This window comes from Pseudomonas sp. FSL W5-0299, from assembly GCF_005930655.1.
Classification (GTDB): domain Bacteria; phylum Pseudomonadota; class Gammaproteobacteria; order Pseudomonadales; family Pseudomonadaceae; genus Aquipseudomonas; species Aquipseudomonas mandelii.
Map to the genome: position 1 here is coordinate 387,440 of NZ_RXHX01000002.1, position 24,773 is coordinate 412,212.

Annotated in this window: 22 protein-coding genes, 1 pseudogene and 1 riboswitch; of the genes and pseudogenes, 15 read left to right on the forward strand and 8 right to left on the reverse strand. The window is 60.0% G+C overall.

What is annotated here, in order from left to right; all coding sequences use genetic code 11:
- Nucleotides 1-19: 19 nt before the first annotated feature.
- The 3 genes and pseudogenes from FHL16_RS34940 to FHL16_RS05475 all read left to right on the forward strand — a co-directional run.
- Nucleotides 20-178 (forward strand): annotated as a pseudogene (locus tag FHL16_RS34940) (DUF6625 family protein); the annotation flags it as partial.
- Nucleotides 175-1,329 carry a glycosyltransferase family 4 protein gene (locus FHL16_RS05470; RefSeq protein ID WP_077747658.1) on the forward strand — a complete coding sequence of 385 codons (1,155 nt, stop codon included), beginning with the start codon at nt 175-177 and terminating at the stop codon, nt 1,327-1,329. The pseudogene FHL16_RS34940 and the gene FHL16_RS05470, both read left to right, overlap by 4 nt.
- On the forward strand, nt 1,326-2,210 hold the full coding sequence (locus FHL16_RS05475) for a glycosyltransferase (RefSeq protein ID WP_010464275.1): 885 nt from the start codon (nt 1,326-1,328) through the stop codon (nt 2,208-2,210). Before FHL16_RS05470 ends, FHL16_RS05475 begins: the two co-directional genes overlap by 4 nt.
- A gap of 101 nt (nt 2,211-2,311) precedes the next feature.
- Here the strand turns inward: FHL16_RS05475 and FHL16_RS05480 are convergent, their stop codons facing one another.
- The gene (locus FHL16_RS05480) at nt 2,312-3,529 is read right to left on the reverse strand and encodes an acyltransferase family protein (protein WP_077747679.1); all 1,218 of its coding nucleotides are present in this window, start codon (nt 3,527-3,529) and stop codon (nt 2,312-2,314) included.
- On the reverse strand, nt 3,529-5,046 hold the full coding sequence (locus FHL16_RS05485; RefSeq protein WP_371917141.1) for an O-antigen ligase family protein: 1,518 nt from the start codon (nt 5,044-5,046) through the stop codon (nt 3,529-3,531). Before FHL16_RS05485 ends, FHL16_RS05480 begins: the two co-directional genes overlap by 1 nt.
- A gap of 27 nt (nt 5,047-5,073) precedes the next feature.
- On the opposite strand from FHL16_RS05485, the gene FHL16_RS34340 reads away from it, so the two are divergent.
- The 5 genes from FHL16_RS34340 to hldE all read left to right on the forward strand — a co-directional run bounded on the left by FHL16_RS34340 (nt 5,074) and on the right by hldE (nt 10,335).
- Nucleotides 5,074-5,514, forward strand: a complete 441-nt coding sequence (locus tag FHL16_RS34340; protein WP_238706153.1) for a hypothetical protein — start codon at nt 5,074-5,076, stop codon at nt 5,512-5,514.
- 33 nt (nt 5,515-5,547) lie between these two features.
- Entirely contained in the window at nt 5,548-7,350 is a 1,803-nt protein-coding gene (msbA, locus tag FHL16_RS05490) for a lipid A export permease/ATP-binding protein MsbA (protein ID WP_077747660.1), read from the forward strand.
- Nucleotides 7,351-7,508: 158 nt separating this feature from the next.
- The gene (locus FHL16_RS05495; RefSeq protein WP_077747661.1) at nt 7,509-8,213 is read left to right on the forward strand and encodes a sulfotransferase family 2 domain-containing protein; all 705 of its coding nucleotides are present in this window, start codon (nt 7,509-7,511) and stop codon (nt 8,211-8,213) included.
- Entirely contained in the window at nt 8,206-8,811 is a 606-nt protein-coding gene (gene cysC / locus FHL16_RS05500) for an adenylyl-sulfate kinase (protein ID WP_077747662.1), read from the forward strand. The genes FHL16_RS05495 and cysC overlap by 8 nt, the downstream gene beginning before the upstream one ends.
- A 102-nt stretch (nt 8,812-8,913) precedes the next feature.
- Nucleotides 8,914-10,335, forward strand: coding sequence for a bifunctional D-glycero-beta-D-manno-heptose-7-phosphate kinase/D-glycero-beta-D-manno-heptose 1-phosphate adenylyltransferase HldE (gene hldE / locus FHL16_RS05505; RefSeq protein ID WP_010464267.1), 1,422 nt, complete (start codon nt 8,914-8,916; stop codon nt 10,333-10,335).
- 160 nt (nt 10,336-10,495) lie between these two features.
- On the opposite strand, the gene FHL16_RS05510 is transcribed toward hldE, so the two are convergent.
- From FHL16_RS05510 to FHL16_RS05525, 4 genes are all read right to left on the reverse strand, one after another.
- The gene (locus FHL16_RS05510) at nt 10,496-11,461 is read right to left on the reverse strand and encodes a hypothetical protein (RefSeq protein ID WP_010464265.1); all 966 of its coding nucleotides are present in this window, start codon (nt 11,459-11,461) and stop codon (nt 10,496-10,498) included.
- Between the two features lie 32 nt (nt 11,462-11,493).
- A complete protein-coding gene (locus FHL16_RS05515; protein ID WP_077747663.1) occupies nt 11,494-12,306 on the reverse strand; it encodes an aldo/keto reductase in 813 nt (270 codons plus the stop codon).
- Nucleotides 12,303-13,478: an NAD(P)/FAD-dependent oxidoreductase gene (locus tag FHL16_RS05520; RefSeq protein ID WP_077747664.1), complete on the reverse strand. Its 1,176-nt coding sequence runs from the start codon at nt 13,476-13,478 to the stop codon at nt 12,303-12,305. Before FHL16_RS05520 ends, FHL16_RS05515 begins: the two co-directional genes overlap by 4 nt.
- Nucleotides 13,479-13,719: 241 nt before the next feature.
- Nucleotides 13,720-14,052 (reverse strand): DMT family transporter, encoded by a 333-nt coding sequence (locus FHL16_RS05525; RefSeq protein ID WP_010464258.1) that lies wholly within the window; start codon nt 14,050-14,052, stop codon nt 13,720-13,722.
- Between the two features lie 103 nt (nt 14,053-14,155).
- Between FHL16_RS05525 and FHL16_RS05530 the strand changes: the two genes are divergently transcribed.
- A complete protein-coding gene (locus FHL16_RS05530) occupies nt 14,156-15,076 on the forward strand; it encodes a LysR family transcriptional regulator (RefSeq protein WP_077747665.1) in 921 nt (306 codons plus the stop codon).
- Nucleotides 15,069-16,349: a lipid IV(A) 3-deoxy-D-manno-octulosonic acid transferase gene (gene waaA, locus FHL16_RS05535; protein ID WP_010464254.1), complete on the forward strand. Its 1,281-nt coding sequence runs from the start codon at nt 15,069-15,071 to the stop codon at nt 16,347-16,349. Before FHL16_RS05530 ends, waaA begins: the two co-directional genes overlap by 8 nt.
- A gap of 147 nt (nt 16,350-16,496) precedes the next feature.
- Here waaA and FHL16_RS05545 read toward each other — a convergent pair whose 3' ends face one another.
- Complete coding sequence (locus tag FHL16_RS05545; RefSeq protein WP_077747666.1) at nt 16,497-17,936, reverse strand: TolC family outer membrane protein; 1,440 nt, start codon at nt 17,934-17,936, stop codon at nt 16,497-16,499.
- A gap of 190 nt (nt 17,937-18,126) precedes the next feature.
- A riboswitch (TPP riboswitch) is annotated at nt 18,127-18,232 on the forward strand.
- A 168-nt stretch (nt 18,233-18,400) separates the two neighbouring features.
- Here FHL16_RS05545 and thiC point away from each other — a divergent pair.
- Both thiC and cytX read left to right on the forward strand, forming a co-directional pair.
- Entirely contained in the window at nt 18,401-20,290 is a 1,890-nt protein-coding gene (thiC, locus tag FHL16_RS05550) for a phosphomethylpyrimidine synthase ThiC (RefSeq protein WP_077747667.1), read from the forward strand.
- A gap of 107 nt (nt 20,291-20,397) precedes the next feature.
- The gene (gene cytX / locus FHL16_RS05555) at nt 20,398-21,690 is read left to right on the forward strand and encodes a putative hydroxymethylpyrimidine transporter CytX (RefSeq protein WP_010464248.1); all 1,293 of its coding nucleotides are present in this window, start codon (nt 20,398-20,400) and stop codon (nt 21,688-21,690) included.
- Here the strand turns inward: cytX and FHL16_RS05560 are convergent.
- Nucleotides 21,659-22,405 (reverse strand): RsiV family protein, encoded by a 747-nt coding sequence (locus FHL16_RS05560; RefSeq protein ID WP_010464245.1) that lies wholly within the window; start codon nt 22,403-22,405, stop codon nt 21,659-21,661. The two genes, cytX and FHL16_RS05560, sit on opposite strands and share 32 nt — an antisense overlap.
- A 215-nt stretch (nt 22,406-22,620) precedes the next feature.
- Between FHL16_RS05560 and FHL16_RS05565 the strand changes: the two genes are divergently transcribed.
- The 3 genes from FHL16_RS05565 (at nt 22,621) to cpdA (ending at nt 24,595) form a co-directional block, all read left to right on the forward strand.
- Entirely contained in the window at nt 22,621-23,238 is a 618-nt protein-coding gene (locus tag FHL16_RS05565; protein ID WP_010464243.1) for an NUDIX domain-containing protein, read from the forward strand.
- Nucleotides 23,229-23,681, forward strand: coding sequence for a DUF1249 domain-containing protein (locus FHL16_RS05570; protein WP_008153350.1), 453 nt, complete (start codon nt 23,229-23,231; stop codon nt 23,679-23,681). Before FHL16_RS05565 ends, FHL16_RS05570 begins: the two co-directional genes overlap by 10 nt.
- Before the next feature lie 98 nt (nt 23,682-23,779).
- Complete coding sequence (gene cpdA, locus FHL16_RS05575; RefSeq protein ID WP_077747668.1) at nt 23,780-24,595, forward strand: 3',5'-cyclic-AMP phosphodiesterase; 816 nt, start codon at nt 23,780-23,782, stop codon at nt 24,593-24,595.
- Nucleotides 24,596-24,773: the final 178 nt, after the last annotated feature.

The following is a 24,773-nucleotide window of genomic DNA, read 5'->3' on the forward strand; positions in this document are numbered from 1 at the left end:
TCGCGGCCTAGCATGGCCCCGTTATGGCGATCGCCGGTTTCCGTACTTTCATTTCGTTTGCTGGAAACGCAACGAGTGGTCACGGTTGCCTCCACCCGATCCAGCCGAGGTCAGGCGTATTGCCGCCGAACCGGTCTGGGTCATCGATGCGACAGGTTTTCACCGGGGAGAGTTATGAGTCAACGGTCAAAGGTTCTGCAATTGCAGCCTGACTACAACGTCAAAGCCCATGATTTTGCCGACCTCGCGGAGCAGATCGTCAAGGCGCTGCCGAGTGATCGCTATGAGGTCACGGCGGCATTCCTGCGTGGCAAACCCGGGCCGGGCGAGGCTGTGAGCCGGGCCGACCGTTCGGTGTACTTCGAGTTTTCCGACAAGTCCCTCAAGGGCATGCGCCTGCGGGCGATGTGGCAGCTGTACAAGTTTTGCCGCGCAGAAAAATTCGACGTGGTGATTTGTAACCGCTTCAAGCCGGTAAACATGATGCTGACGCTCAACCGCTGGTTGAAGGTGCCGCTGTGCATCGGCATTTCCCACGGTTTTGGCGAGTACGACCGGTTTTACCGGCGCCGCCAGACCCAACGCCTGATCGATCGTCACTGGCGCTTCGTCGGTGTGTCGCCGGCGGTCAAGCAGTACCTGTTGGACTGTGACTGCGGTTTCACCGACCAGAATACCTACGCCATTACCAACGCCATCGACATCGAGCAGGCCGAAGGCTTGCAGCACAGCCGCGAGCGTGCTCGTGAACTGCTGGGCATCGATCCGTCGGTGCGCTTGATCGGGGCGCTGGGTCGCCTGGTGCCGGTCAAGGGTCACACCTATCTGTTGCAGGCGTTTGCTGCCCTCAAAGACAAATACCCCAATACCCAGCTGGCGATCATCGGTGCCGGCCGCGAAGAGTCGCGCCTGAAATCCGAAATCGAAAGCCTGGGCCTGACCGGTCGCGCGCACCTGCTGGGCTTCAAGGAAATCGCCTTGCAGTACATTCGCGCGTTCGACATCTGGACCATGCCGTCCCTGGCTGAAGGCCTGGGACTGGCGCTGCTCGAAGGCATGAGCGGGCATCTGCCGGTGATCGCCTCCAACGTGCCGGCCATGCTGCCGTTGATCGAAGGTGCCGGCGGGTTGTCGATTACGCCAAAAGACGTGCCGAGCCTGATCACGGCACTGGATAACTACCTCGGGCTGTCGGATGACGAGCTCAAGGTCAAGGGCGAGCAGTCCTTCCGTTATCTCCAGGAACAACATGACATCGAGGTGTTCCGCCAGGAATACCTGAACCTGATCGACTCCGGCCTGGAACAGGCCCGCAAGGAACAACCATGAGCGACGCGCAACCTCTCGTAACCGTCATCATCGCGTCGTACAACCACGCTCGCTACATCGAGGAAAGCATTCTCAGCGTCCTCAACCAGACCTATAAGAACATCGAGCTGCTGGTGGTCGACGACGGTTCCAAGGATGACAGCGTCGAGCGGATCAAGGTGTTGCAGGCGCAGTACGGTTTCGATTTCCAGGTTCAGCAGAACCAGGGGCTGACCAACACGCTCAATGGCGCCATTGCCCGTTCAAAGGGCAGCCTGATCGTGCCATTCGGTTCCGACGACATCATGCTGCCGGAGCGCATCGCGACTCAGGTGGCGTACATGGATGGCAAGCCCGAGGTTGGTATCTGCGCCGGCAACATCGAGCTGATCGACGCCGACGGCAATCTGTATCCCGAGAAGCGTCAGCGCCGTGATGTGCCGTTCCGTCGTCTGGATTTCGATGACATGTTCCTGGAGCGCAAACCCTATCCGCCCGCGCCAACCCTGATGATCCGCCGGGAAGCGCTGGACAAGGTGGGTGGGTTCGATCCGAACATCCGACTGGAAGACTTGCTGATCGAGCTGAAGGTGACCCGTGCCGGTTACTTTATCGATGGCCTGAATGTGCTGATGGCGCGCTATCGCAAGCACGCCACCAACTCCTATAAGAACCACCGCTTCATGGTCGACAACATCCTGCGCTCCTACGCGCTGTTCAGCGATCATCCGCTGTACGACGAGGTGCGTTACAAGTTCCTCAGTTCTATGTTCCTCAAGACCGCCAACCGTGACCGCAAGCTCGCCCGCGAGCTGCTGGCGCAGATCCCGTTCAGGGCCTGGAACAAGAAGACCTGGCGCGGTCTGGGGCGGCTGTATTTTTCGCCGCTGGAAAAAGACTAAGGTCGTATCGCGATCTGTGCAGCAGCTGGCGAAACCTGCGTCCGGTTGTGCCAGCTGCTACAGAGGATGCGTTATCAGCTTTGGAAAGGGGGCTGATCGCTTCAGCGAGCGACCTTCTCCGTCAGGCTCTTTTCGGCCTTTTTGCCTTGGCGCAGCCACTGCAAGAGTTTGCGGCCGGCCGACATGCCTGGCTTTTCTATATACAAGAACGTCAGGCTACTGATGACAATCAGCAGGCACGTGCATACGGCCAGCAGCGACAGATAGGTCCAGGTGTCACGAGCGTCCAGATCCATCACCAGCGGCAGGCGTTGCACCATCACCCAAAGCACGAACCCGTGCAGCAAATAGGTGCTGTAGCTGATTTCCCCGAGCCAGCGGATGCTGCGCGGCTTGAGAGCGCCGAACAGTGTGTTTCCAGAGGCCACGATGACAAAAAACAGGGAAAGCAGCAGCAGTGGCAGCAGGTTGAACGCGCGGTTGAATGCCGTAAAGGCAATCGCCAGCGCCAGCAACGCGATAATCCCCGCCTGTCGCGTCTGACCCCAGGCCATCAAGTGTGGGCGGCGTATCCAGTACGCCGCACCAATGCCGCCCAGGAAACTCGCCAGAAAGTGCTTCTTCAGTGAGTGCTCCCACCCGACCAATTGGTACAGAGCGTAAATGCCGATCAGGCACAGCACCACTTGCAGCCAGCTGCCGCGATAAATGAAGACCATGCCGGCCAATGGCAGCGCCAGATAGAAAAACACCTCGTAGCCCAGGGTCCAGGTGACGTTGGAGATCAGCATGCCGGTTTGGTGGTACTGGTTGACGTCCGGTCGGTCGAACGTCAGCCAGGCCAGTATCTGCCCGGCCAGTCGGATGCCGGGGTCCTTGAGTTCCCAGTCCTGCAAATAGAACACCGTGACAAATACAATCAGCATCAACGGCAGGTACAACGGGTAGAGGCGAAACACCCGAGAGACTGCGAAGGCCAGCCAGTCGTGTTGACGTCCCTGAGTGAGCAATCGGTTCCAGAACAGAAAACCGGTGATCATGAAAAACAGCGCGACGCTTCCCTGGCCCAGCTGCGAGTAGAAGTTGCTTGGCGGAAATTCGATAACGCCGGTGCGCAGGAAGATCCAGGTGATGACCGAATGGTGCACGAACACACCAAACGCCAGATAGCCGCGTAGTCCGTCAATGCTGGCATAGCGGCTTTCGCCGGAATGCTCCAGGTGACGGGTGATTTTCGGAACGGCGCGCAACAACAGGGCGGCGGTCACGATGGCCAGCAGGTAGGCTGCCAGCGCAATGAACGGATTGGTTTCAGTCATCATTGAGTCCGAGCCGGGGAACTCCCGGCCAGCACTTGCCTGTGCAGGTTATCGACAGCGGATTTCGACGCCATCATGGCGTATCCCTGGAGCAGTGCTTCGAAATGGTCTTCAAACAGCCAGCGCTTATCCACCGTGTAGCGCTGCATATGGCGCAGATTACGCTGACGCAGGGACAGGCTCAGCGACGAAGGATAGATGCGCATGTCGGCGACATCGATCAGGCCGAACTCGCCATCTTCCAACACCAGCACGTTACCCAGATGCAGCGAGCGGAAATAGACGCCCTGTTCATGCAGTTGCGCCATGAACTTGCCGAACCGCTCCACCAGCGCCTGACGTACCGCCGGTGCGGTAATGCCTTGCAGCACCTGACGCAACGTATTGCCCGGCAGTGGCGAGTAGTGCACGGCGCTGCTGCCATCGTCGAGCCGATACAGGTCAAGGATTTGGGGGGTGGGAATGCCGAGGTTGCGCAATTGCTCACTGTTGACCGCAAAGCGTTCGGAATAGGGGTTGAAGTTACCCGAGGTGTACCAGCGGCGGCGCCGGAACAGCTTGAGGAAGCTGCCATCGACCAGACGCAGCACTTTGGGGCCCAGACCATCTTCTTCAATCACATGCGCATTGGCAGTCATCGTATGCATGACGGTCGATTTCAGTGACTTGACCGGCATCGCCAATAAACGTTTGGCGCGCTGGTTAATGCTCAGCGCAGCGATCAGCGCCAACGGAATCCACAGCAGGAACCAGTGTTCCTTCGGTCGGGAAATGATCCCGCCACCTTCGGTCAAACCCGCGCCGATGCCGAATACCAGCCAGGTGGACGCAATGATGAACAGCGGTTGCACGCGATGGCGCCAGCTGCTCAATAATCCCCAGCCCTGGAAAAACAGCCACGGCAACAAACCGAAAATACCGACGTAATAGAGCACTCCCAAGGCAAAACTGTGCGGTTCCTGCAAAGAGTAGCCAATGCCGGGGTCGAGGGTCAGATCGGCGTTGTAGCCATGACCGATCCATGGGTGGTCGGCAATTTTGTTCAGGGCCAACTGCCAGATTTCAAAGCGATAGGAGTCGCCGCGTTCGATGATCATGTGTGAAAACATCGCCGTCACGGCCGCGCTGCTGACGATCAGGGCACTCAGTAATACAACGGAGCGGCGGTTCCAGCAGATAAAGCCCAGCCATAGCGCGGCCAGTGTCAGGGCGACCAGGGGGGTTCTGGAACCGGTGGCGATCACGGCAGCGAACATCGTGGCCATTGCAGGAATGCTCAGCCAGAGCATCTGCCGGCGCTTGCAGATCATGCTCAGGCTCAGCCAGTAAGCACAGAAAAAGCCGTACATGTGGGAGGCGAGCAGCGGGTTATCGAACGCGCCTCCGCCAATCAGGCGCAAGCCTGGCTCGTAGATGCGAGCGTACATGAACAGGTTATAGACCGTACCGATCAGCCCGACCATCGCCGCGGTGAACAGCAAAGGCTGGACGATTTCACTGCGATAACGCACGAGCAAGTAACAGCCGGCGAACAGTAGCAGGGTATGGAGCGGGGGTTTGAACTGGGCGGCGATGCGATCGCTGCCAGGCCCCCAGCACAAACTGATCAGCGCCCAGGCCGCGAACAGCAACGCAGCGACGAAGATCGGTTCGCGCAGCAATTCCTTGAATTCACGGGGCCGCAAGCAAAGGGCAATCAGCGCTGGAATGCTGAACAGACCATAAAAAAGCTTGTGATGCAGACTTCGTCCCGGCAGGAAAAACAGCGCGCACAAAAGCAAAAAGTAGCCGACCGGAAGAATCCAGAGGCAAATGAAATCGAAGACTCGATTGGATACGCTATTGAAACCGCTGAGTTGCATGCTGAGAGATTCAATCCTGAAGTTGATCGGCCATTTTGGAGCGATGGCTATTTGATGCTTAATCTGACGCGTAACAATAACAGCCTTTATGCGATTGCCAGAACCCTGAGGAAGCTGTGCTAAAGTCAGCGTCCTTTTTATCGACATTCGCGTGATATGACCGACTCCAGTCTCTCCGCAAGCCCTTCGAGCTTGAAAATCTACTTCCGCCTGCTCGGCTATGTCCGGCCGTATATCAGCCTGTTTCTGATCAGCATCGTCGGTTTTCTGATTTTCGCTTCGACGCAGCCAATGCTCGGCTACATCCTAAAGTACTTCGTCGACGGCCTGTCCAACCCCGAGGCAGTGCTGTTTCCAACCGTGCCTTACCTGCGAGACCTGCAACTGCTGCAGGCGGTGCCGTTGCTGATCATCCTGATCGCCGCATGGCAGGGGCTGGGATCTTATCTGGGCAACTACTTTCTGGCCAAGGTTTCCCTCGGGCTGGTCCATGATTTACGTGTGCAGTTGTTTAATAACCTGCTGGTTTTGCCCAATCGGTATTTCGACAAGCATAACTCGGGTCATCTGATTTCACGTATCACCTTCAACGTGACGATGGTCACCGGGGCGGCAACAGATGCGATCAAGGTCGTAATCCGAGAAGGCATGACAGTCATCTTCCTGTTCGCCTCGCTGCTGTTCATGAACTGGAAGCTGACGCTGGTGATGGTTGCGATCCTGCCGTTGATCGCGGTGATGGTGCGCACAGCAAGCAAGAAATTCCGCAAGCAAAGCAAGAAAATCCAGTTGGCCATGGGCGACGTGACGCACGTGGCTTCGGAAACCATCCAGGGCTATCGCGTGGTGCGCAGCTTCGGCGGCGAAGTCTACGAAGAAAAGCGCTTTTACGAGGCCAGCCAGGGCAATACTGACAAACAACTGCGCATGACCCGTACCGGCGCCATCTATACACCGTTGCTGCAACTGGTGATCTACAGCGCCATGGCGGTGCTGATGTTCCTGGTGCTGTACCTGCGCGGCGATGCGTCGGCCGGTGACATGGTCGCCTACATCACCCTGGCCGGCCTGCTTCCCAAGCCGATCCGTCAATTGTCCGAAGTCAGCTCGACCATCCAGAAAGGTGTGGCTGGTGCCGAGAGCATCTTCGAGCAGCTGGACGTCGCGCCGGAAATCGATACCGGCACGGTCGAGCGTGATGCCGTCAGCGGTCGTCTGGACGTGCGCCACTTGAGCTTCACTTACCCGGACACCGATCGCCAGGTACTCGACGACATCAGTTTCTCGGTCGAGCCGGGGCAAATGGTGGCGCTGGTCGGGCGTTCGGGCAGCGGCAAGTCGACCCTGGCCAACCTGATTCCGCGTTTCTATCACCACGACAAAGGCGAGATCCTGATCGATGGCGTTGAAGTGGAGCAGTACAAATTGCTGAACCTGCGCAAGCACATCGCCCAGGTGACCCAGCACGTGACCCTGTTCAGCGACACCGTGGCCAACAACATTGCCTATGGCGATCTGGCGGGGGCGCCCCGTGAAGACATCGAAAAAGCGGCAAGAGACGCCTATGCGATGGACTTTATCGCGCAGTTGCCCGAAGGCCTGGACACTCAGGTCGGCGAGAACGGCGTGTTGCTGTCCGGCGGTCAGCGCCAGCGCCTGGCGATTGCCCGTGCGTTGTTGAAGAACGCTCCGTTGCTGATTCTCGACGAAGCCACTTCGGCCCTCGATACCGAGTCCGAGCGGCATATTCAGGCGGCACTGGACCAGGTCATGAAAGGCCGGACCACCCTGGTGATCGCTCACCGCTTGTCGACCATCGAGAAGGCGGACCTGATTCTGGTCATGGACCAGGGCCGGATCGTCGAGCGCGGCACCCATGCCGAGCTCCTGGCGCAAAATGGCTATTACGCCCGCCTGAACGCCATGGGCCTCGACGCCCCGGCGGAAGACATCGCCTGACCTTTGTTCACCGGGCGCGCAATGTGCCCGGTGATTTGTATCAAGACCTTTACCTTCCTTGACCAAACCTGAATAAAACTACGCTCCGCGCTTGTTAATGTTCCTGAACGAACCTTGACTTCAATCGAGAGGGCCATCCCTTTCGCGCGGGTGCTTTCATGTTGCAACGTTATCTCTGGAAACTCCTGCCCAAGCCGCAACGGGCTTTCCTGCTGGGGCGCCTGTCGGTGGTCGACCGTCAGGTGGTGAACAAGTCAATGTCGGCCAACCTGCATTTTCCCAAGGCCTTCGAACAGCGCTCCTGTCTGTTCATTCATGTCCCCAAGTGCGCCGGAAGCAGCGTCTGCGCGGCGCTGTTCGATAACTGGAGCCCGGGTCACTTGCCGCTGTACTGGTACGAACAACAGTTTCCCGAGCAGTTCGCCGCCTGTTTCAAATTCGCTTTCGTTCGCGACCCGTTGGAGAGGGCCTATTCCGCCTACGCGTTTTTGCGAGGCAACGCGTTGGGACCGCGCGATCACGCGGCGCAGAAACTGGTCAGCCATTACCGCGACTTCGACGACTTTGTCGGTCGCTGGCTGCACCCTGAAACGATCCGCCAGCAACTGCATTTCGCCGCACAGACGGATTTTCTCACCGACTCCCTGGGGCATCTTGCGTTGGACTTCATGGGTTACCAGGAGCATCTGGAGCGGGACTTCCAGCTGGTCTGCGAGCAATTGGGACATTCGGCGTTGCTGCCGCACGTCAACAGTTCCCGGCAGCGGCAGTCGATGCCGGCCCGTGACTTCTGCTCGGTTCGGACCCGTCGGCTGGTACGGCGGGCGTACCAGCGTGATTACGAGCTGCTTGGTTATGAATGAGGTGCTATCCATGCCCGCTTGCGCCATCAGACCTTACAATTTGTCGCTGTCGAATGAAGCCCGGGCCTCGATCAAGTCCCAGCGACCGCGCTGCCTCTGGCTGACGGGGTTGTCGGGGGCGGGCAAGTCGACCCTGGCCAACGCCCTTGAGCTGCGGCTCAATCAGTTCGAGCTGCACACGTTTCTACTCGATGGCGATAACTTGCGCGCTGGTTTGTGCCGTGATCTGGGGATGGGAGCGGATTGTCGCCGGGAAAACATCCGGCGCATGGCCGAGGTGGCGCGGCTGATGGTCGATGCCGGCCTGATTGTGATCGTTGCGGCGATCTCGCCCTTTCGCGCCGAGCGTGAGGCCGCACGTCGTTTATTCGCCAAAGGCGATTTCATCGAGGTGTATGTCAGCACGCCGTTCGCGGTGTGCGCGCAACGCGACCCGAAAGGTTTGTATCAGGCTGCACGGGAAGGGCGCATCAAGGACTTCACCGGCATCGACAGCCCGTACGAGGCGCCGCTGTCGGCCGAGTGCGAGATCGATACCGAGGCACTGGGCCTGGCAGACGCTTGCCTTCGACTGACGGCATTTTTGCTCAATAAATGAACAGTTTTACCCTGAAGGCCATCCCGTTGCAGCCGTCGCGCAAGCCAGTGCCAACCCTGTGGTAATATCGCGCCCCTGTTCATTTTGTATGTGGGTTGCTCCATGAAGTTGTCCATGCCGCGATTCGATCAAGCCCCTGTCTTGGTGGTCGGCGATGTCATGCTCGACCGTTACTGGCATGGTGGTACCTCACGGATTTCCCCTGAGGCGCCGGTGCCGGTAGTCAAGGTCGAGCAAATCGAGGACCGCCCGGGCGGTGCCGCCAACGTTGCGTTGAACATTGCCGCCCTCGGCGCACCGGCCTCGCTGGTCGGCGTGACCGGCGACGATGAAGCTGCCGACAGCCTGGCCAATAGCCTCAAGGGCGCTGGCGTGCGGGCATTGTTCCAGCGCATTGCGCACCAGCCGACCATCGTCAAGCTGCGGGTCATGAGCCGTCACCAGCAATTGCTGCGTATCGACTTCGAAGAACCCTTCGCCACCGACGCCCTGGCGCTGGGCGAGCAGGTCGACGAACTGCTCGAAGGCATCAAGGTGCTGGTGCTGTCCGACTACGGCAAAGGCGCACTGAAAAACCATCAGGTGCTGATCCAGGCCGCCCGGGCCCGTGGCATTCCGGTGTTGGCCGATCCCAAGGGCAAGGACTTCTCGATCTACCGTGGCGCGAGTTTGATCACGCCGAACCTCAGCGAATTCGAAACCATCGTTGGCGGTTGCGCCGATGAGCATGAGCTGGTCAGCAAGGGCGCGCAGTTGATGCACGACCTTGACCTCGGCGCGTTGCTGGTGACCCGTGGCGAGCACGGCATGACCTTGTTGCGCCCGGACCATCCGGCGCTGCACCTGCCGGCTCGTGCGCGTGAAGTGTTCGACGTGACCGGTGCCGGCGACACGGTGATTTCCACGCTGGCGGCCGCGATTGCTGCAGGCGAAGAGCTGCCACACGCGGTGGCCCTGGCCAATCTGGCGGCGGGCATCGTCGTCGGCAAGCTCGGTACGGCGGCGATCAGTGCCCCGGAACTGCGTCGTGCCATCCAGCGCGAAGAAGGTTCCGAGCGCGGTGTGCTGGGCCTTGAGCAGTTGCTGCTGGCGGTCGACGATGCGCGAGCACATAAAGAGAAGATTGTTTTCACCAACGGCTGCTTCGACATCCTGCACGCCGGCCACGTGACCTACCTCGAGCAGGCACGCGCCCAAGGCGATCGTCTGATCGTTGCGGTCAACGACGATGCCTCGGTCAGCCGCCTGAAAGGGCCGGGTCGTCCGATCAATAGCGTCGACCGTCGCATGGCCGTACTGGCCGGTCTGGGCGCCGTGGATTGGGTGATCAGCTTCCCTGAAGGCACCCCTGAAAACCTGCTGCGCGAGGTCAAGCCGGACGTGTTGGTCAAGGGCGGGGATTACGGGATCGACCAGGTGGTCGGCGCGGACATCGTGACCGCTTACGGCGGAACCGTGAAAGTACTGGGGCTGGTGGCAAACAGTTCGACTACCGCAATAGTCGAAAAAATCCGCAATAACTGAAGACGACGCGGTCACTGTGGTGAGGGAGCTTGCTCCCGCTGGGCTGCGAAGCGGCCCCAAAACCATACACCGCGTGATTTCAGGGAATACTCGTTAGCCGGTGCGGCTACTGCGTAGCCGAGCGGGAGCAAGCTCCCTCGCCACACAAGCACTCTTGTTCCTATCGCACTGCCTTACGCGGCACAATCTTCTTCAGCAATTGCTTCGCCTTCCCGCGTAACCGGGCCAGACCCGAATCCTTCCCCGGCGGGCTCAACCCCTGCTGCCGTACCCAATCCTTCCAGCGAATCCGCTCATCGCGCACCAGCCAGCCTTCCTGCTGGGCAAAACTCTCTGCTAGGTACAGCCCGCGCGTACTCGCCGGGTACAGCTGATCCTTTTTCAAGGTATACAGCTCGGCCATCGGCTGGCCGTCCTGCAGCGGCATCAAATACAAATCGGGGCGCTTGCGATCGAGCCGGGCCACCAGCTGATCGCCCTCCAGTCGCTCATCGACATGAAACAGGCTCAGGGACTTGGCTTCCTTGGGTACGTCCAGGCGCAAGTCATAAATCAATTGCAGCGAAGCCGTCGGCAAATGCACGTAAGCCCGCGGACGTTCGATCAACTGCATCTTGGCGCAACGCACAGGCCGCGCGGAGCCGGACAACGGCGTCAGGCGAAAGGGTAATGCCTCGCGATAATGCAGCGCCGAGGAGTAGGGCGCCGGCAGCCAGGTGTCATTGAAGCGTCCGCCAAGCCAGCCTTCCGGGGTTTCCAGCAGGCACTCTTCGGCGATCTCCTGGATCGCCGTATGCAGTGGCAGGTTCAGCTCGTGGGCTGGCACGTAACCGGAGATTAACTTGAGCACCACATCGCCGCGGTCTTGCCGGCGTTGACGCACCAAGACCCAGTAATCGCGATTCTGCCAATGCAGGGTCAGGCGCACCGAGACCCCAAGGTTGGCCAGTTCCAGCGAGAAGCGCTCAGTGTCGGGCACCGTCACCGGGCGGCGACGTTGCAGGGTCTGGGAGAAATTGAGCGGCATCCCGACGCTCTGATAGCTCAAGCCTTCGGGAGTCGCTTCGACGTACAACGGCAGGGTCTTGAAGTTGCTCGGGTTCTTTCTTATGAGCGTGCGCGGCATGTCGGCTCCTGCTTAAGGCCGCGTGGGCGGCATCAGTTTCTACGTAGGACCTGGGCAACGGTCGCGACGTTGTGGGCGAGGTGCAGCGGATTGATGGTCCCGACAATAGCACTGGCAACACCCGGATGTTCAAACAACAACTCGAAGCTGGCGCGCACCGGGTCCACGCCCGGACTCAGGCAGACGTGACCGCTGGCGAGGGCTTTTTTGACCAGAATGGCTTTGCCGTGAGCAGCAGCATAGTCAATGACCGGCTTCTCGCTCTGTTCGTTCAGATTGTAGGTGACCATGGCGCAATCACCCTGTTCCAGAGCCTTCAAACCCCCTTCGACGGTTTTGCCGGAAAAACCGAAGCCGCGAATCTTGCCTTCGGCCTTGAGCGCGGCGAGGGTCGCGTAGACCTCGCTGTCATTGAGAATTGCCAGGTCGTTGCCGTCGGAGTGCACCAGCACCAGATCGATAACATCTGTTTCCAGGCGTTGCAGGCTGCGCTCCACTGAACGTCGAGTATGGGCGGCGCTGAAGTCGTGACTCGACTGGCCGTCGGCAAATTCTTCGCCGACCTTGCTGACGATCACCCAGTCCTCACGCTGACCACGCAACAGCGGGCCGAGGCGCTCTTCACTGCGGCCATAAGCCGGGGCGGTGTCTATCAGGTTAATGCCCATATCGCGCGCGAGTTTGAGCAGCATGCGCGCTTCGTCATCGCCGGGAATCTGGAAACCGTTGGGGTATTTGACGCCTTGGTCGCGGCCCAGTTTTACCGTGCCCAGGCCCAGGGGCGAAACCATCAGGCCAGTGCTGCCCAGGGGGCGATGCAGGTCGTGCAGGGTCTTTACGCTCATGGCAGCAGTTGCTCCCAGGCTGGAACGCAAATCGGTGGTTTTGGCAAGTCGGGCAGCGGCGCTGTATGGCTTGGCTGGATGCCGTCACGCTGTAAAGACGCGATGACCCGGTCGGCGAAGTCCGGCGCCAGTGCCAGTTTGGTCGGCCAACCGACCAGCAGCCGGCCTTCTTCGGCAAGGAAGGCATTGTCCGGGCGCGTCAGTCCCGATTGCAGCGGTTCGGCGCGATCCACACGCAAGGTGGCCCATTGCGCGGTGCTCAGGTCGATCCATGGCAGCAACTGGCCGAGTTCTTTCTGCGCTGTGGCGATTTGCTCGGCGGGTTCACGGGCAACCCCTTCGGCTTCAGCGATATCGCCGCCCATGTACCAGACCCATTGGCCATCGGCGGCCGGATGGGTGGTCACGGTCAGGCGCGGTTTGGTGCCGCCGCCCAGGCAGTGGGCATACAGCGGTTTGAGGCTCGGGCCTTTGGCGATGATCATGTGCAACGGCCGGCGCTGCATGGCGGGCTGGCTCAGCCCCAGGGCGTCGAGCAGCGTCGCGGTGCCGGCACCGGCGCTGAGCACGATGCGCTGGGCGCGGATCTCACGTCCGTCGACCTTCAGGCCCACTAGAACCCCGGCCTCCAGCAACGGTTCGATCTTCTGACCGGCGAGCAGGCCATCACCGGCCAAGTCGGCCAGGCGCTGAATCAGGCTTGGCACGTCGATGACCAGTTCCGCCAATCGGTAAACCTTGCCCTTGAAGCGCTTGTCTTGCAGGGCCGGCGGCAGTTGGTCGCCCTTGACCTGATCGACACGGCCACGCACGGCTTTGCTGGCGAAGAAACTGGTGAGGTTGCCAGCGAGGGTGCCAGGGGACCAGAGGTAATGGGCTTCGGACAGCAAGCGCACGCCGGTCAGATCCAGCTCGCCGTCGCCGGCAAGGGCTTCACGCCAGCGGCGTGGCATGTCGGCGATGGCTTCCGAGGCACCGGTCAGGGCGCCATGCAGCGCGTACTTGGCGCCGCCGTGGATGATGCCCTGGGACTTCACACTCTGCCCGCCGCCGAGGCTGGCGCTTTCCACCAGCACGGTCGAAAAACCCTGGCGGCGCAGGCGCGCATTCAGCCAGAGGCCGGCGACACCAGCGCCGACAATCAGAACGTCGGTGGAAATAACGGATGGCATGCAGCGACCTCAGTGTTCAAGACGAGGGCGCAGTATACAGACTCGAAGATTGGAGGTTTTATTGCTGATCAACAGAGGCTATACGCAGGACCTGTGGCGAGGGAGCTTGCTCCCGTTGGGTCGCGAAGCGGCCCCAAAATCTAACGATGCGGTTATTCAGATAAACCGCATCAGGCTATTTACGACTGCTTCGCAGCCGAGCGGGAGCAAGCTCCCTCGCCACAGGGGATCGGGGTGACAGTCAGTGGCCAGCGGTTTTGGAGAAGAGCTGGATGACGACGACGCCCAATACGATCAACGCCATCCCCAGCATCGCCGGTACATCCAGTTTCTGCCCGTAGATAAACAGCGCCGCGATGCTGACCATCACGATGCCCAAACCGGCCCACACCGCATAAGCGACGCCCACCGGAACGCTGCGCACCACCAAGGTCAGCATCCAGAAGGCAATGCCGTAACCGACAATCACCAGAATCAGCGGCAGCGGGGTGCTGAAGCCTTTGACGGCTTTCATTGAAACGGTCGCGATCACTTCGGCGCAGATGGCAATGGCCAGGTAGTAGTAAGCGGTCATAGGTGCATCCTCGTGTGAAGTGTTGCTGTCTGAGTTCGGCATTCTAGAGATTCTCCAGATGCGGTAAAGTCATTACCTATCTGTTCTGAAGATGGGTTGACTCATGAGCATGCAATGGAATCTGGAGCAGCTGCGCCTGTTTGTCAGCGTAGCGGAGCAGCGTTCGTTTTCTGCCGTAGCACGGGTTCAGCGCAAGGCGCAGTCGGCGGTCAGCAGTTCGATTGCGCTGCTGGAGGAAGACCTCGGCGTCAGCCTGTTCGACCGCAGCAGCGGCCGGCAGCCGAAACTCACCGAGGCCGGCAATGCCTTGCTGGAGGAGGCGCGGGAAGTCTTGCGTCAGTGCGAGCGCCTGAACGGTCGGGCGCTGGCGATGATGCGCGGACAGGAAGCGCGTCTGCGCGTGGCTCAGGATGAGGCGATGCCCTATCAGCCGATCATCGAAAGCTTTGCAGCCCTGGCCGACAAATTTCCCAGCCTTGAAGTGCAGCTGACCAGTGCCGCTCAAGGTGATGTGGCGCGCAAACTGGTCGAGCGTCGGGCCGATCTGGGACTGTTGTTTTATCACGACCAGATCCCCGAAGCGCTTGAGCGTCGGGTGCTCGGCAGCGTCGAAATGCTCACCGTATGCGGCGTGCGTCATCCCCTGGCGAAACAGGCGCACGTTGATTGTCAGCAACTGGCGCAGCACCGCCAGCTGTTGATGTCCACCCAGTCCAGTGTCTATCCCGGCAGTGAGCCGGCCAGTCCGCAGGTCTGGCGGGCTGACAGCTTCTACGTGATGGCCGAATGGCTGGTGCGCGGCCTCGGCTGGGCCTGGCTGCCACGGCACGTGGTGCAGTATCCGGCGTATCAGGACCTGATGGTCGAACTGGACAGCGAATGGACCCCGCCGGCGCTGGTTGTTGAGCTGGTCTGGCGCCGCGATGAACCCCTCGGCCCGGCGGCTCGTTGGCTGGCAGAACGTTTTGCCGTGCATTTGCGGGCGATCGGCGAAAAAACCGATAAACTCCGCCGCCATGAATAGAACTCTCTACACCGCGCTGTTTTACTTGGGGCTGCCATTGGTAGCGATTCGGCTGTGGCTGCGTTCGCGCAAGGCGCCGGCGTATGCCAAACGCATTGGCGAACGCTTCTCCCTCGGCCTGCCGACGATGAAGCCGGGCGGCATCTGGGTGCACGCGGTGTCCGTGGGCGAGAGCATTGCCGCAGCGCCGATGATTCGCGCCCTGCTGCAACGTTATCCACAGCTGCCGATTACCGTGACCTGCATGACCCCGACCGGTTCGGAGCGCATCCATGCCCTGTTTGCCAACGAGCCGCGCATCCAGCACTGCTATTTGCCTTACGACTTGCCGTGCGCGGCAGCACGGTTTCTCGATCGGGTCCAGCCGAAACTGGCGGTAATCATGGAGACCGAACTCTGGCCGAACCACATCCATCAGTGCGCCAAGCGCGGGATTGCGGTGGCGTTGGCCAATGCGCGATTGTCCGAACGTTCGGCCAAGGGCTATGGCCGCTTCCGGAAACTCACCCAGCCGATGCTTGCCGAGATGAGCCTGTTCGCGGTGCAGACCGAAGCCGAAGCTCAGCGCTTCCTTAACCTGGGTGCGCGTGCGGACACTGTCGAAGTGACCGGCTCGATCAAGTTTGACCTGACCATCGATCCGCAATTGCTTCTGCGCGCCACCGAATTGCGCGCGCAATGGCAGGCGCAGGAACGCCCGGTGTGGATCGCCGCGAGTACTCACGAAGGTGAAGACGAAGTGGTGCTGGCGGCCCATCGTCAGTTGCTGGCCAATCATCCCGATGCGTTGCTGATTCTGGTGCCACGTCATCCAGAGCGTTTCAACTCAGTGTTCGCCTTGTGCCAGCAGCAGGGATTCGCCACGGTGCGTCGCTCCTCCGGCGAGCCGGTCACGGCTAATACGTCGGTGTTGCTGGGCGACACCATGGGTGAGTTGCTGTTTCTTTATGCCTTGGCGGACAGCGCGTTTGTCGGCGGCAGCCTGGTGCCGAACGGCGGGCATAACCTGCTGGAACCGGCGGCGCTGGCCAAACCGGTGCTGTGCGGCCCGCACCTGTTCAACTTCCTCGAAATCGCCGCACAATTGCGCAGCGCCGGGGCGTTGCAGGAAGTGGAGGATGCCGAAGGCCTGGCGCTGGCGGTACAGCGGCTGTTCGAATTGCCGCGCGATGCGCAGCGAATGGCGGAGGCTGGGTTGAAAGTGATGCGCACCAATCAAGGCGCGTTGCAGCGGCTACTGGATGGGTTGGGGCGGTTGATCGACTTGACTTGATACCTGTGGCGAGGGAGCTTGCTCCCGTTCGGCTGCGAAGCAGTCGTCAGTCCGGCTTTCTCGGTGTGTCAGGAAACTGCGAGTTGCAGGAGTTGGGGCCGCTTCGCAGCCCAGCGGGAGCAAGCTCCCTCGCCACAGAACCGGTTTTTACTGCGTTGGATTTGCCTTCAACTGCGCCGCCGCAGCCTTCGCCAGATCCGGTGGCAGGAAGTCCTTGTCCGGGTTGTAGTCGGCCTTGAGATAACGCGCCAGGTCCTGCAAATCCCCCGGGTTCAACGTGCCGGCAGCCTGCTTCAAACGCAGGTTGTCGAGGATGTAGTCGTAGCGGGTGTTGTTGTAGTTGCGCACCGAGGTGTACAGCTGACGCTGGGCATCCAGCACGTCAACGATATTTCGCGTGCCGACCTGATAACCGATTTCAGTCGCTTCCACCGCACTCTGGTTGGAGATGATCGACTGTTTGCGTGCCTGCACCTGCTCGACGTCGGTGTTCACCGCCCGGTGCAGGTTGCGGGTGCTTTCCACGATTTGCCGGCGCAGGGATTCACGTTGCTGCTCGGACTGGTCCAGTTGCGCATACGATTGGCGCACCTGGGAGTTGATCAGGCCGCCACTGTAGATCGGGATGTTCACTTGCAGGCCCACCGTCGTTTGTTCGACGTTGCCGCCATACGGCTGGCCAAAGGCGTTCGGGTTGCCGAAGCCCAAGGCGTCGTTATCACCTTTTTCGTACTTCGCCACGGCATCGAGGGTCGGTGCATGACCCGCCTTGCGCTGCTTGAGTGTTTCTTCGGCAGCACTGACGGCGTAGTTGCTGGCCAGCAAATTAAGGTTCTGCTTCGCCGCGGTATCGACCCAGGCCTTGGCATCATTCGGTGATGGCGGCAGGATCGGCAGTGTGTGGACAATGCCCTGGATCGAGTTGTATTGGCGGTTGGTCAGGGTGATCAACGCTTCGAACGCATCATCCACCTGGCGCTGGGCGAGGATCCGGTTGGCCCGTGCCGTGTCGTAGCTGGCTTGCGACTGCAGCACGTCGGTCTTGTCCGACAGGCCGACATCGAAGCGCTCGTTGGACTGGTCGAGCTGGCGTTTGAACGCCGCTTCCTCGGCCTTGGTCGAGGCCAGGTTGTCCTGGGTGCGCAGAACGTTGAAGTAGCTTTCGGCTGTCTGCAGGATCAGGTTCTGTTCAGTTGCCGAGAGTTGCAGCGCGGCCTGTTCGTTGACGTCCTTGGCGGCCTGGAACTGGAACCAGCGATCGGCACGGAACAGCGGTTGTGCCAACGTCGCTTGATAGGAATGAGCGTTACGGTTGGCGGTGGCCGAAGGCTGATCGATCGCGGTGCGCACGTTGGCGAGCTCGGCGCCGCCCGAGAGATTGGGCAGCAGCCCGGCGCGGGCCTGGGGCACCACTTCTTTCTGGGCACCGTATTGGGCGCGGGCGGCAGCCAGGTCGGCGTTGTTGTCCACCGCTTCCTGGTAGACGCTGACCAGATCGGTTTTGGTCGATAAGGGCGCTTCTGCTGCCCAGGCCATTCCATTGGACGCACAAGACACGGCAATGGCCAGTGATAGGTTGCGCAGCATGAGGCCATCCCTAAAATTACGCTGATAATTTGAGCGCCAAGGCTACGGCGCGGCCCATACAGCGTCAAGGCGCAGCATGGCTTGGCGAGTGTAATTGTCGCCAAGCACGGCAACAATCCGGTAATTGCGCCATTCATCATGGTGTTTACCGCGGTGTTGGCGTTCTTTGCCAGTTGTGTCTAGACTGGCCGGGTTCTTGTCGGGGTGCCTTGCTATGAGGCTGAGATCGAATAATTTCGGATCCCGTTGAACCTGATCAGGTTAGCGCCTGCGTAGGGAACAAGATTTCTCGTCACCCGGCGAGTCCTCTTGTGCTTCGTCCGGGATGTTGTTCGACAATCGAACACCCCTCGAGCACTGAGCACAGCACCAACGGCTTCGTTATGGCTGATTGGTCGCGTCCATTCGTTACAGGTTCGCTCCGACAAAATTCCACTGCCTGGATGCTGTCTGGAGAGCCCGTGATGACGATAAAACTAAAAAACACTACGAACCTGAGTGACTCGGCCCAAGTCGATCAACAATCGGTTCAGCCGTTTACCCGCTCGCAAAAAATCTATGTCCAGGGTTCCCGCCCGGACATCCTCGTGCCGATGCGCGAAATCAGCCTCGACGTGACCCCGACCGACTTCGGCGGCGAGATCAACGCGCCTGTCGTTGTGTACGACACCTCGGGCCCGTACACCGACCCCAACGTCATCATCGACGTGCGCAAGGGCCTGGCCGATGTGCGCTCGCCTTGGATTGAATCCCGTGGCGACACCGAGCGCCTGTCCGGCCTGAGCTCGAACTTCGGCCAGGAACGCCTCGCCGACGCCGAACTGACCAAGCTGCGTTTTGCCCACGTGAACAACCCGCGCCGCGCCAAGGCTGGGGCCAACGTCAGCCAGATGCACTACGCCCGCAAAGGCATCATTACCGCCGAGATGGAATACGTCGCCATCCGCGAAAACATGAAGCTCGAAGTGGCTCGCGCCGCCGGGCTGCTGGACCAGCAACACGCCGGTCACAGCTTCGGTGCCAGCGTGCCGAAAATCATCACCCCTGAATTTGTCCGTGACGAGATCGCCCGCGGTCGCGCGATCATTCCGGCCAACATCAACCACACCGAACTGGAACCGATGATCATCGGCCGTAACTTCCTGGTGAAGATCAACGGCAACATCGGCAACAGCGCCTTGGGTTCGTCCATCGAAGAAGAAGTGGCGAAACTGACCTGGGGCATTCGCTGGGGTTCGGACACGGTCATGGACCTGTCCACCGGCAAGCACATTCACGAAACCCGTGAGTGGATCATCCGCAACTCGCCGGTGCCTATCGGTACCGTGCCGATCTATCAAGCGTTGGAAAAAGTCGGCGGCGCCGCCGAAGACCTGACCTGGGAGCTGTTCCGCGACACGCTGATCGAACAGGCCGAGCAGGGCGTCGACTACTTCACCATCCACGCCGGCGTGTTGCTGCGCTACGTGCCGCTGACCGCCAAACGCGTCACCGGGATCGTTTCCCGTGGCGGCTCGATCATGGCCAAGTGGTGCCTGGCACACCACAAAGAGAACTTCCTCTACACCCATTTCGAAGACATCTGCGAAATCATGAAGGCCTACGACGTCAGCTTCTCGCTGGGCGATGGCCTGCGTCCGGGCTCAATTGCCGACGCCAACGACGCCGCGCAATTCGGTGAGCTGGAAACCCTCGGAGAGCTGACCAAGATCGCCTGGAAGCACGATGTGCAATGCATGATCGAAGGCCCTGGCCACGTGCCGATGCAGTTGATCAAGGAAAACATGGACAAGCAGCTCGAGTGCTGCGACGAGGCGCCGTTCTACACCCTCGGTCCGCTGACCACTGACATCGCGCCGGGCTACGACCACATCACCTCGGGTATCGGTGCGGCGATGATCGGCTGGTTCGGTTGCGCCATGCTGTGCTACGTCACGCCGAAGGAACACTTGGGCCTGCCGAACAAGGATGACGTGAAGACCGGGATCATCACCTACAAGATCGCCGCGCATGCCGCCGATCTGGCCAAAGGGCATCCGGGCGCGCAGATCCGCGACAACGCCTTGAGCAAGGCGCGATTCGAATTCCGTTGGGAGGACCAGTTCAACCTGGGCCTTGATCCCGACACCGCTCGTTCGTATCACGATGAAACCTTGCCGAAGGATTCGGCCAAGGTCGCGCATTTCTGCTCCATGTGCGGGCCGAAATTCTGTTCGATGAAGATCACCCAGGAAGTCCGCGAATACGCGGCTAACCAACGGATCGAAACCGTCGACGCCGAAGTCGCCCAAGGATTGGCGGACCAGGCTGAGCGGTTCAAGCAGGAAGGCAGTCAGCTCTACAAGAAAATCTAGCCACGAGCGACAAGCGACAAGCTGCAAGAAGAAGCGGATTGCTTCTAACTTGTAGCTTGTAGCTTGCAGCTTGCAACTTGTCTCTGCTCTTATTTGAGATAACACCCTTGAGCATTCAACCCAGCACTTATTCCCCCGACATCGCGGTGCCCATGGACAAACGTGTCTTTGGCGGTCGCGATCTGTTTTCCCTGTGGTTCTCCCTCGGCATCGGCCTGATGGTGCTGCAGACCGGCGCCTTGCTCGCGCCAGGTCTGGGCCTGTCCGGCTCGTTGCTGGCGATCTTCCTCGGCACGCTGGTCGGCGTTCTGCTGCTGGCCGCTGTCGGCGTGATCGGCAGCGATACCGGCCTGTCGTCGATGGCCGCGCTCAAGCTCAGCCTCGGCAAACGTGGCGCGAGCCTGCCGGCCGTGCTGAACCTGCTGCAACTGATCGGTTGGGGTTCGTTCGAAATCATTGTGATGCGCGACGCTGCCAGTTTGCTGGGTGCGCGGGCGTTCAGCGAAGGCAGCCTGCTGTCGAATCCGCTGCTCTGGACCGTGTTCTTTGGTGGTTTGGCGACCTTGCTGGCCGTCAGCGGTCCGTTGACGTTCGTGCGACAAATCCTGCGCAAGTGGGGTATCTGGCTGCTGCTGGCCGCGTGCATCTGGCTGACCTGGAACCTGTTCGCCAAGGCCGATCTGACCGCGTTGTGGGCACAGGCCGGTGACGGTTCGATGCCCTTCGCCGTGGGCTTCGACATTGCCATTGCGATGCCGCTGTCGTGGCTGCCGCTGATTGCCGACTACTCACGCTTCGGCAAGCGTGCGAAAAACGTGTTCGGCGGTACAGCGATTGGCTTCTTTATCGGCAACTTCTGGCTGATGAGCCTCGGCGTGGCCTACACCCTGGCGTTCGCGCCGAGCGGTGAAGTGAATGCCTTGTTGTTGGCACTGGCGGGTGCAGGCCTGGGCATTCCGCTGCTGCTGATTCTGCTCGACGAGTCGGAAAACGCCTTCGCCGACATTCACTCGGCGGCTGTCTCCAGCGGAATTCTGTTGCGCTTGAAAGTCGAGCATCTTGCGTTGGCCATCGGCGTGATTTGCACACTGATTGCGTGCCTGGCGCCACTGGCGCAGTACCAGAACTTCCTGCTGTTGATCGGTTCGGTGTTTGCGCCGCTGTTCGGCGTGGTGCTGGTGGATCACTTCATTCTGCGCAAACGCAGTGCTCAGGTGGCGTCAGCCGCGTTGCGCTGGCCGGCGCTGCTCGCCTGGTTGGGCGGGGTGAGCACCTATCATTTGTTGGCCAATCTGTATCCGGACATCGGCGCAACCCTGCCGTCGTTGATTCTGGCAGGGTTGCTCCAGCTAGTGCTGGGCCGGGCCTTCAGTTACGGCCGGGAAACAGCTCGGGCTTGAGAATACCGTTCAGGCGCGGGTAGGGGATCTTCAGTTCGACGTGGCCCAGCGCGTAAGGCGCGATGGTGCTCACTTCGTACTTGAGGATCACCCCGCCGTAGGTCAGCGCCACATTCTGGGTTTTCTGGAACGGCCACTGCTTCACGAACTCCGGTTCCTGATCGAGCTTGGTGCTGATCAGCCAGCTGTTGTGCGCCACTTGCGCGGCTTTCCAGAACGCCTCTTCCTGACCCGGCACCAACATGTCGGACAAGGTCAGCACTTTATGCTGCTGGCGCGAATAGTTGATGAAGCCGCGGCCTGGTGTGCCATGTGCGCCGCCGGTGTCCAGGTAGCTGGAAAATTCGACGATCACCAAGCCGTCATGCTGCTCACGTACCTTGGCTTGCAGGTAGCTGCTGTTACGCGGGCCAGCGGTGCGCAAAAACTCATCGCGATAGGCCGCCAGCGTCGGTGCCGCAGGGGCTTCGGGCGAGGTGCGGGTCATTTGCAACAGGCGCTTTTCGACAATACCGTCAAGCTGAGGCTCGGCCGGGAAGCGCAGCGTATCGATGTTCACTAGCGGGCAGTCAGGCGTCGTGCAACCCGGTTTCAGTGTTTCGGTGGCGTCGCGGGTAGTTTCCAGCGGAGCTCGGTAGTTGGGTTGGAACAAACTCTGGCAGGCACCCAGGGTCAGGGCGATTGCGGCCACGGAGGCGATTTTAAAAAGCGACATGGGCGTCCTTCGTAAAACAGGGAAAGGCAAAAAGTTATCCGCTTCGACTCTCAACGAAGCAGTCAGTTCGCCACTAAGCTAATTAGAGTTGGTTTCGCCCTCACCGTCTATCTCGCTGACGGGAAAGGGGCTGCATCAAACGGCGCGGGCGCGTTAGGATGGCGCGAAGTCGAGGTTGGAGCCTCTTCATGGATTTGCAGTAAACGAGGATTGTCATGACTGATTTTGCCAACGCCATTCCGACCGCCGTTGATATCGTTCGGCGCGAAAAGTGCTACGAGGGCTTCTACAAGCTCGATCGTGTGCACTTGCGCCATGAGTTGTTTGCCGGTGGCATGAGTCGCGAGATCAATCGTGAAGTGTTTGTTCGCCATGATGCGGTGTGCGTGTTGCCATACGATCCGCAGCGCGATGAAGTGGTGCTGATCGAGCAGTTTCGCGTGGGCGCCATGGGCAAGACCGACAACCCGTGGCTGATCGAGCTGGTCGCCGGTCTGATCGACAAGGATGAAGTGCCGGAAGAAGTTGCTCACCGCGAGGCGCAGGAGGAAGCTGGGCTTGTGTTCGGGGCGCTTTGGCCGATGACCAAATACTTTCCATCGCCGGGCGGCAGCAACGAATTTGTGCACTTGTACCTGGGGCGTTGCGACAGCACCGGAGTCGGCGGCCTGCATGGGCTGGAGGAAGAAGCAGAAGATATCCGCGTTACGGTCTGGGCGTTCGAAGATGCCTTGCAGGCCGTCCGCGACGGACGTATTGCCAACGCGCCAAGCATCATTGCCTTGCAATGGTTGGCCTTGAACCGCGCTGAAGTGAGGGGGCTATGGTCGTAAACAAGCTGCGCGATCGTTACAGGGTGGACCTCGTGGGGCTGCAAGCCTCCTGCGAGGCCAACTACGCGCGCCTCATGCGACTGCTGCCGGACATGCGCAACGAACCCGAGGCACGGCGAATTGCCGTGACCCACGGCGACCAGATGCTCGGCGTACTGGCTCTCGAAGTGCTGCAGGTCTGTCCGTACACCACGACCCTGCAAGTGCGCCAGGAACATAGCCTGCCGTGGCTGCCGGTGCCGCAACTGGAAGTGCAGGTCTACCACGATGCGTGCATGGCCGAAGTGGTCAGCGCCGAACATGCACGACGCTTTCGCGGCATCTATCCTTACCCGAATGCCTCAATGCATCAGCCGGATGAAAAGGCCCAGTTGAATATGTTCCTGGGTGAATGGCTGAGCCATTGTCTGGCGTGTGGGCATGAGTACGCCGTTGTGCGCTGAGTGTGAACTGCGTCAGATTCACAGGTTTCCTCTTTTGATCGTCCCCCAGCATAATTGCGGCACTCATCCAATCCCGTGATTCAGCCTGGGAGAACGCCTTGCCGAGCGTATCCACATTGACCACCGCCGATTCGGCGTTGCTGGTGCAACTGTCCGACAGCCATCTGTTTGCCGAAGCGGACGGGAAGTTGCTGGGCATGAATACCCGGGACAGCCTGCAAAAGGTCATTGAGCTGGTGCGCCTGCAGCAGCCGCAGATTGACCTGATCGTTGCCAGCGGTGATCTGTCTCAGGACGGGACGCTGGAGTCTTATCAGCTGTTTCGCGACCTGACCCGGCAGCTCGATGCACCGGCGCGCTGGATTCCTGGCAATCATGATGAACCGCGGATCATGGCCGAGGCGGCGGTGCAAAGTGCGTTGCTGGAGCAAGTGGTGGATCTCGGTAACTGGCGGGTGACTTTGCTGGATTCGGCGGTGCCGGGGTCGGTGCCGGGCTATTTGCAGGATGAGCAGTTGCAGTTGCTGGCGCGTTCGTTGAGTGAGGCGCCGGAGCGGCATCATCTGGTCTGCTTTCACCATCATCCGGTGTTGATCGGCTGTTTGTGGATGGAGCCTATCGGCTTGCGTAATCCTGAGGCCTTGTTTGCGGTGCTGGATCGCTTTCCGCAGGTGCGTGCTGTTTTGTGGGGGCATGTGCATCAGGAGGTTGATCAGGAGCGCAAAGGGGTGCGGTTGATTGCTTCGCCTTCGACTTGCATTCAGTTTGAGCCTGGGAGTGATGATTTCAAGGTTGGAGAGCAGGCACCGGGGTATCGCTGGTTGCGGTTGTTGCCGGATGGGCAGATTGAAACGGGTGTTGAGCGGGTCACCGGGTTTGATTTTCAGGTTGATTTCGGGTCGAACGGGTACTGACTTTTCATCTTGGACTTGGCGGCCTGATAGCCGACCAGGTTCTTGTTTGCCGGGTACATATCCGTTTCTGCGGTAACGGCGGCTGGCGGTTTCGCCCTTACGGCGAGTCCCTTTTGTCAAACGCCACAAAAGGAACCAAAAAGTCTCGCCCCAAGCGTCCGGCCCCTCGCTAAGGCTC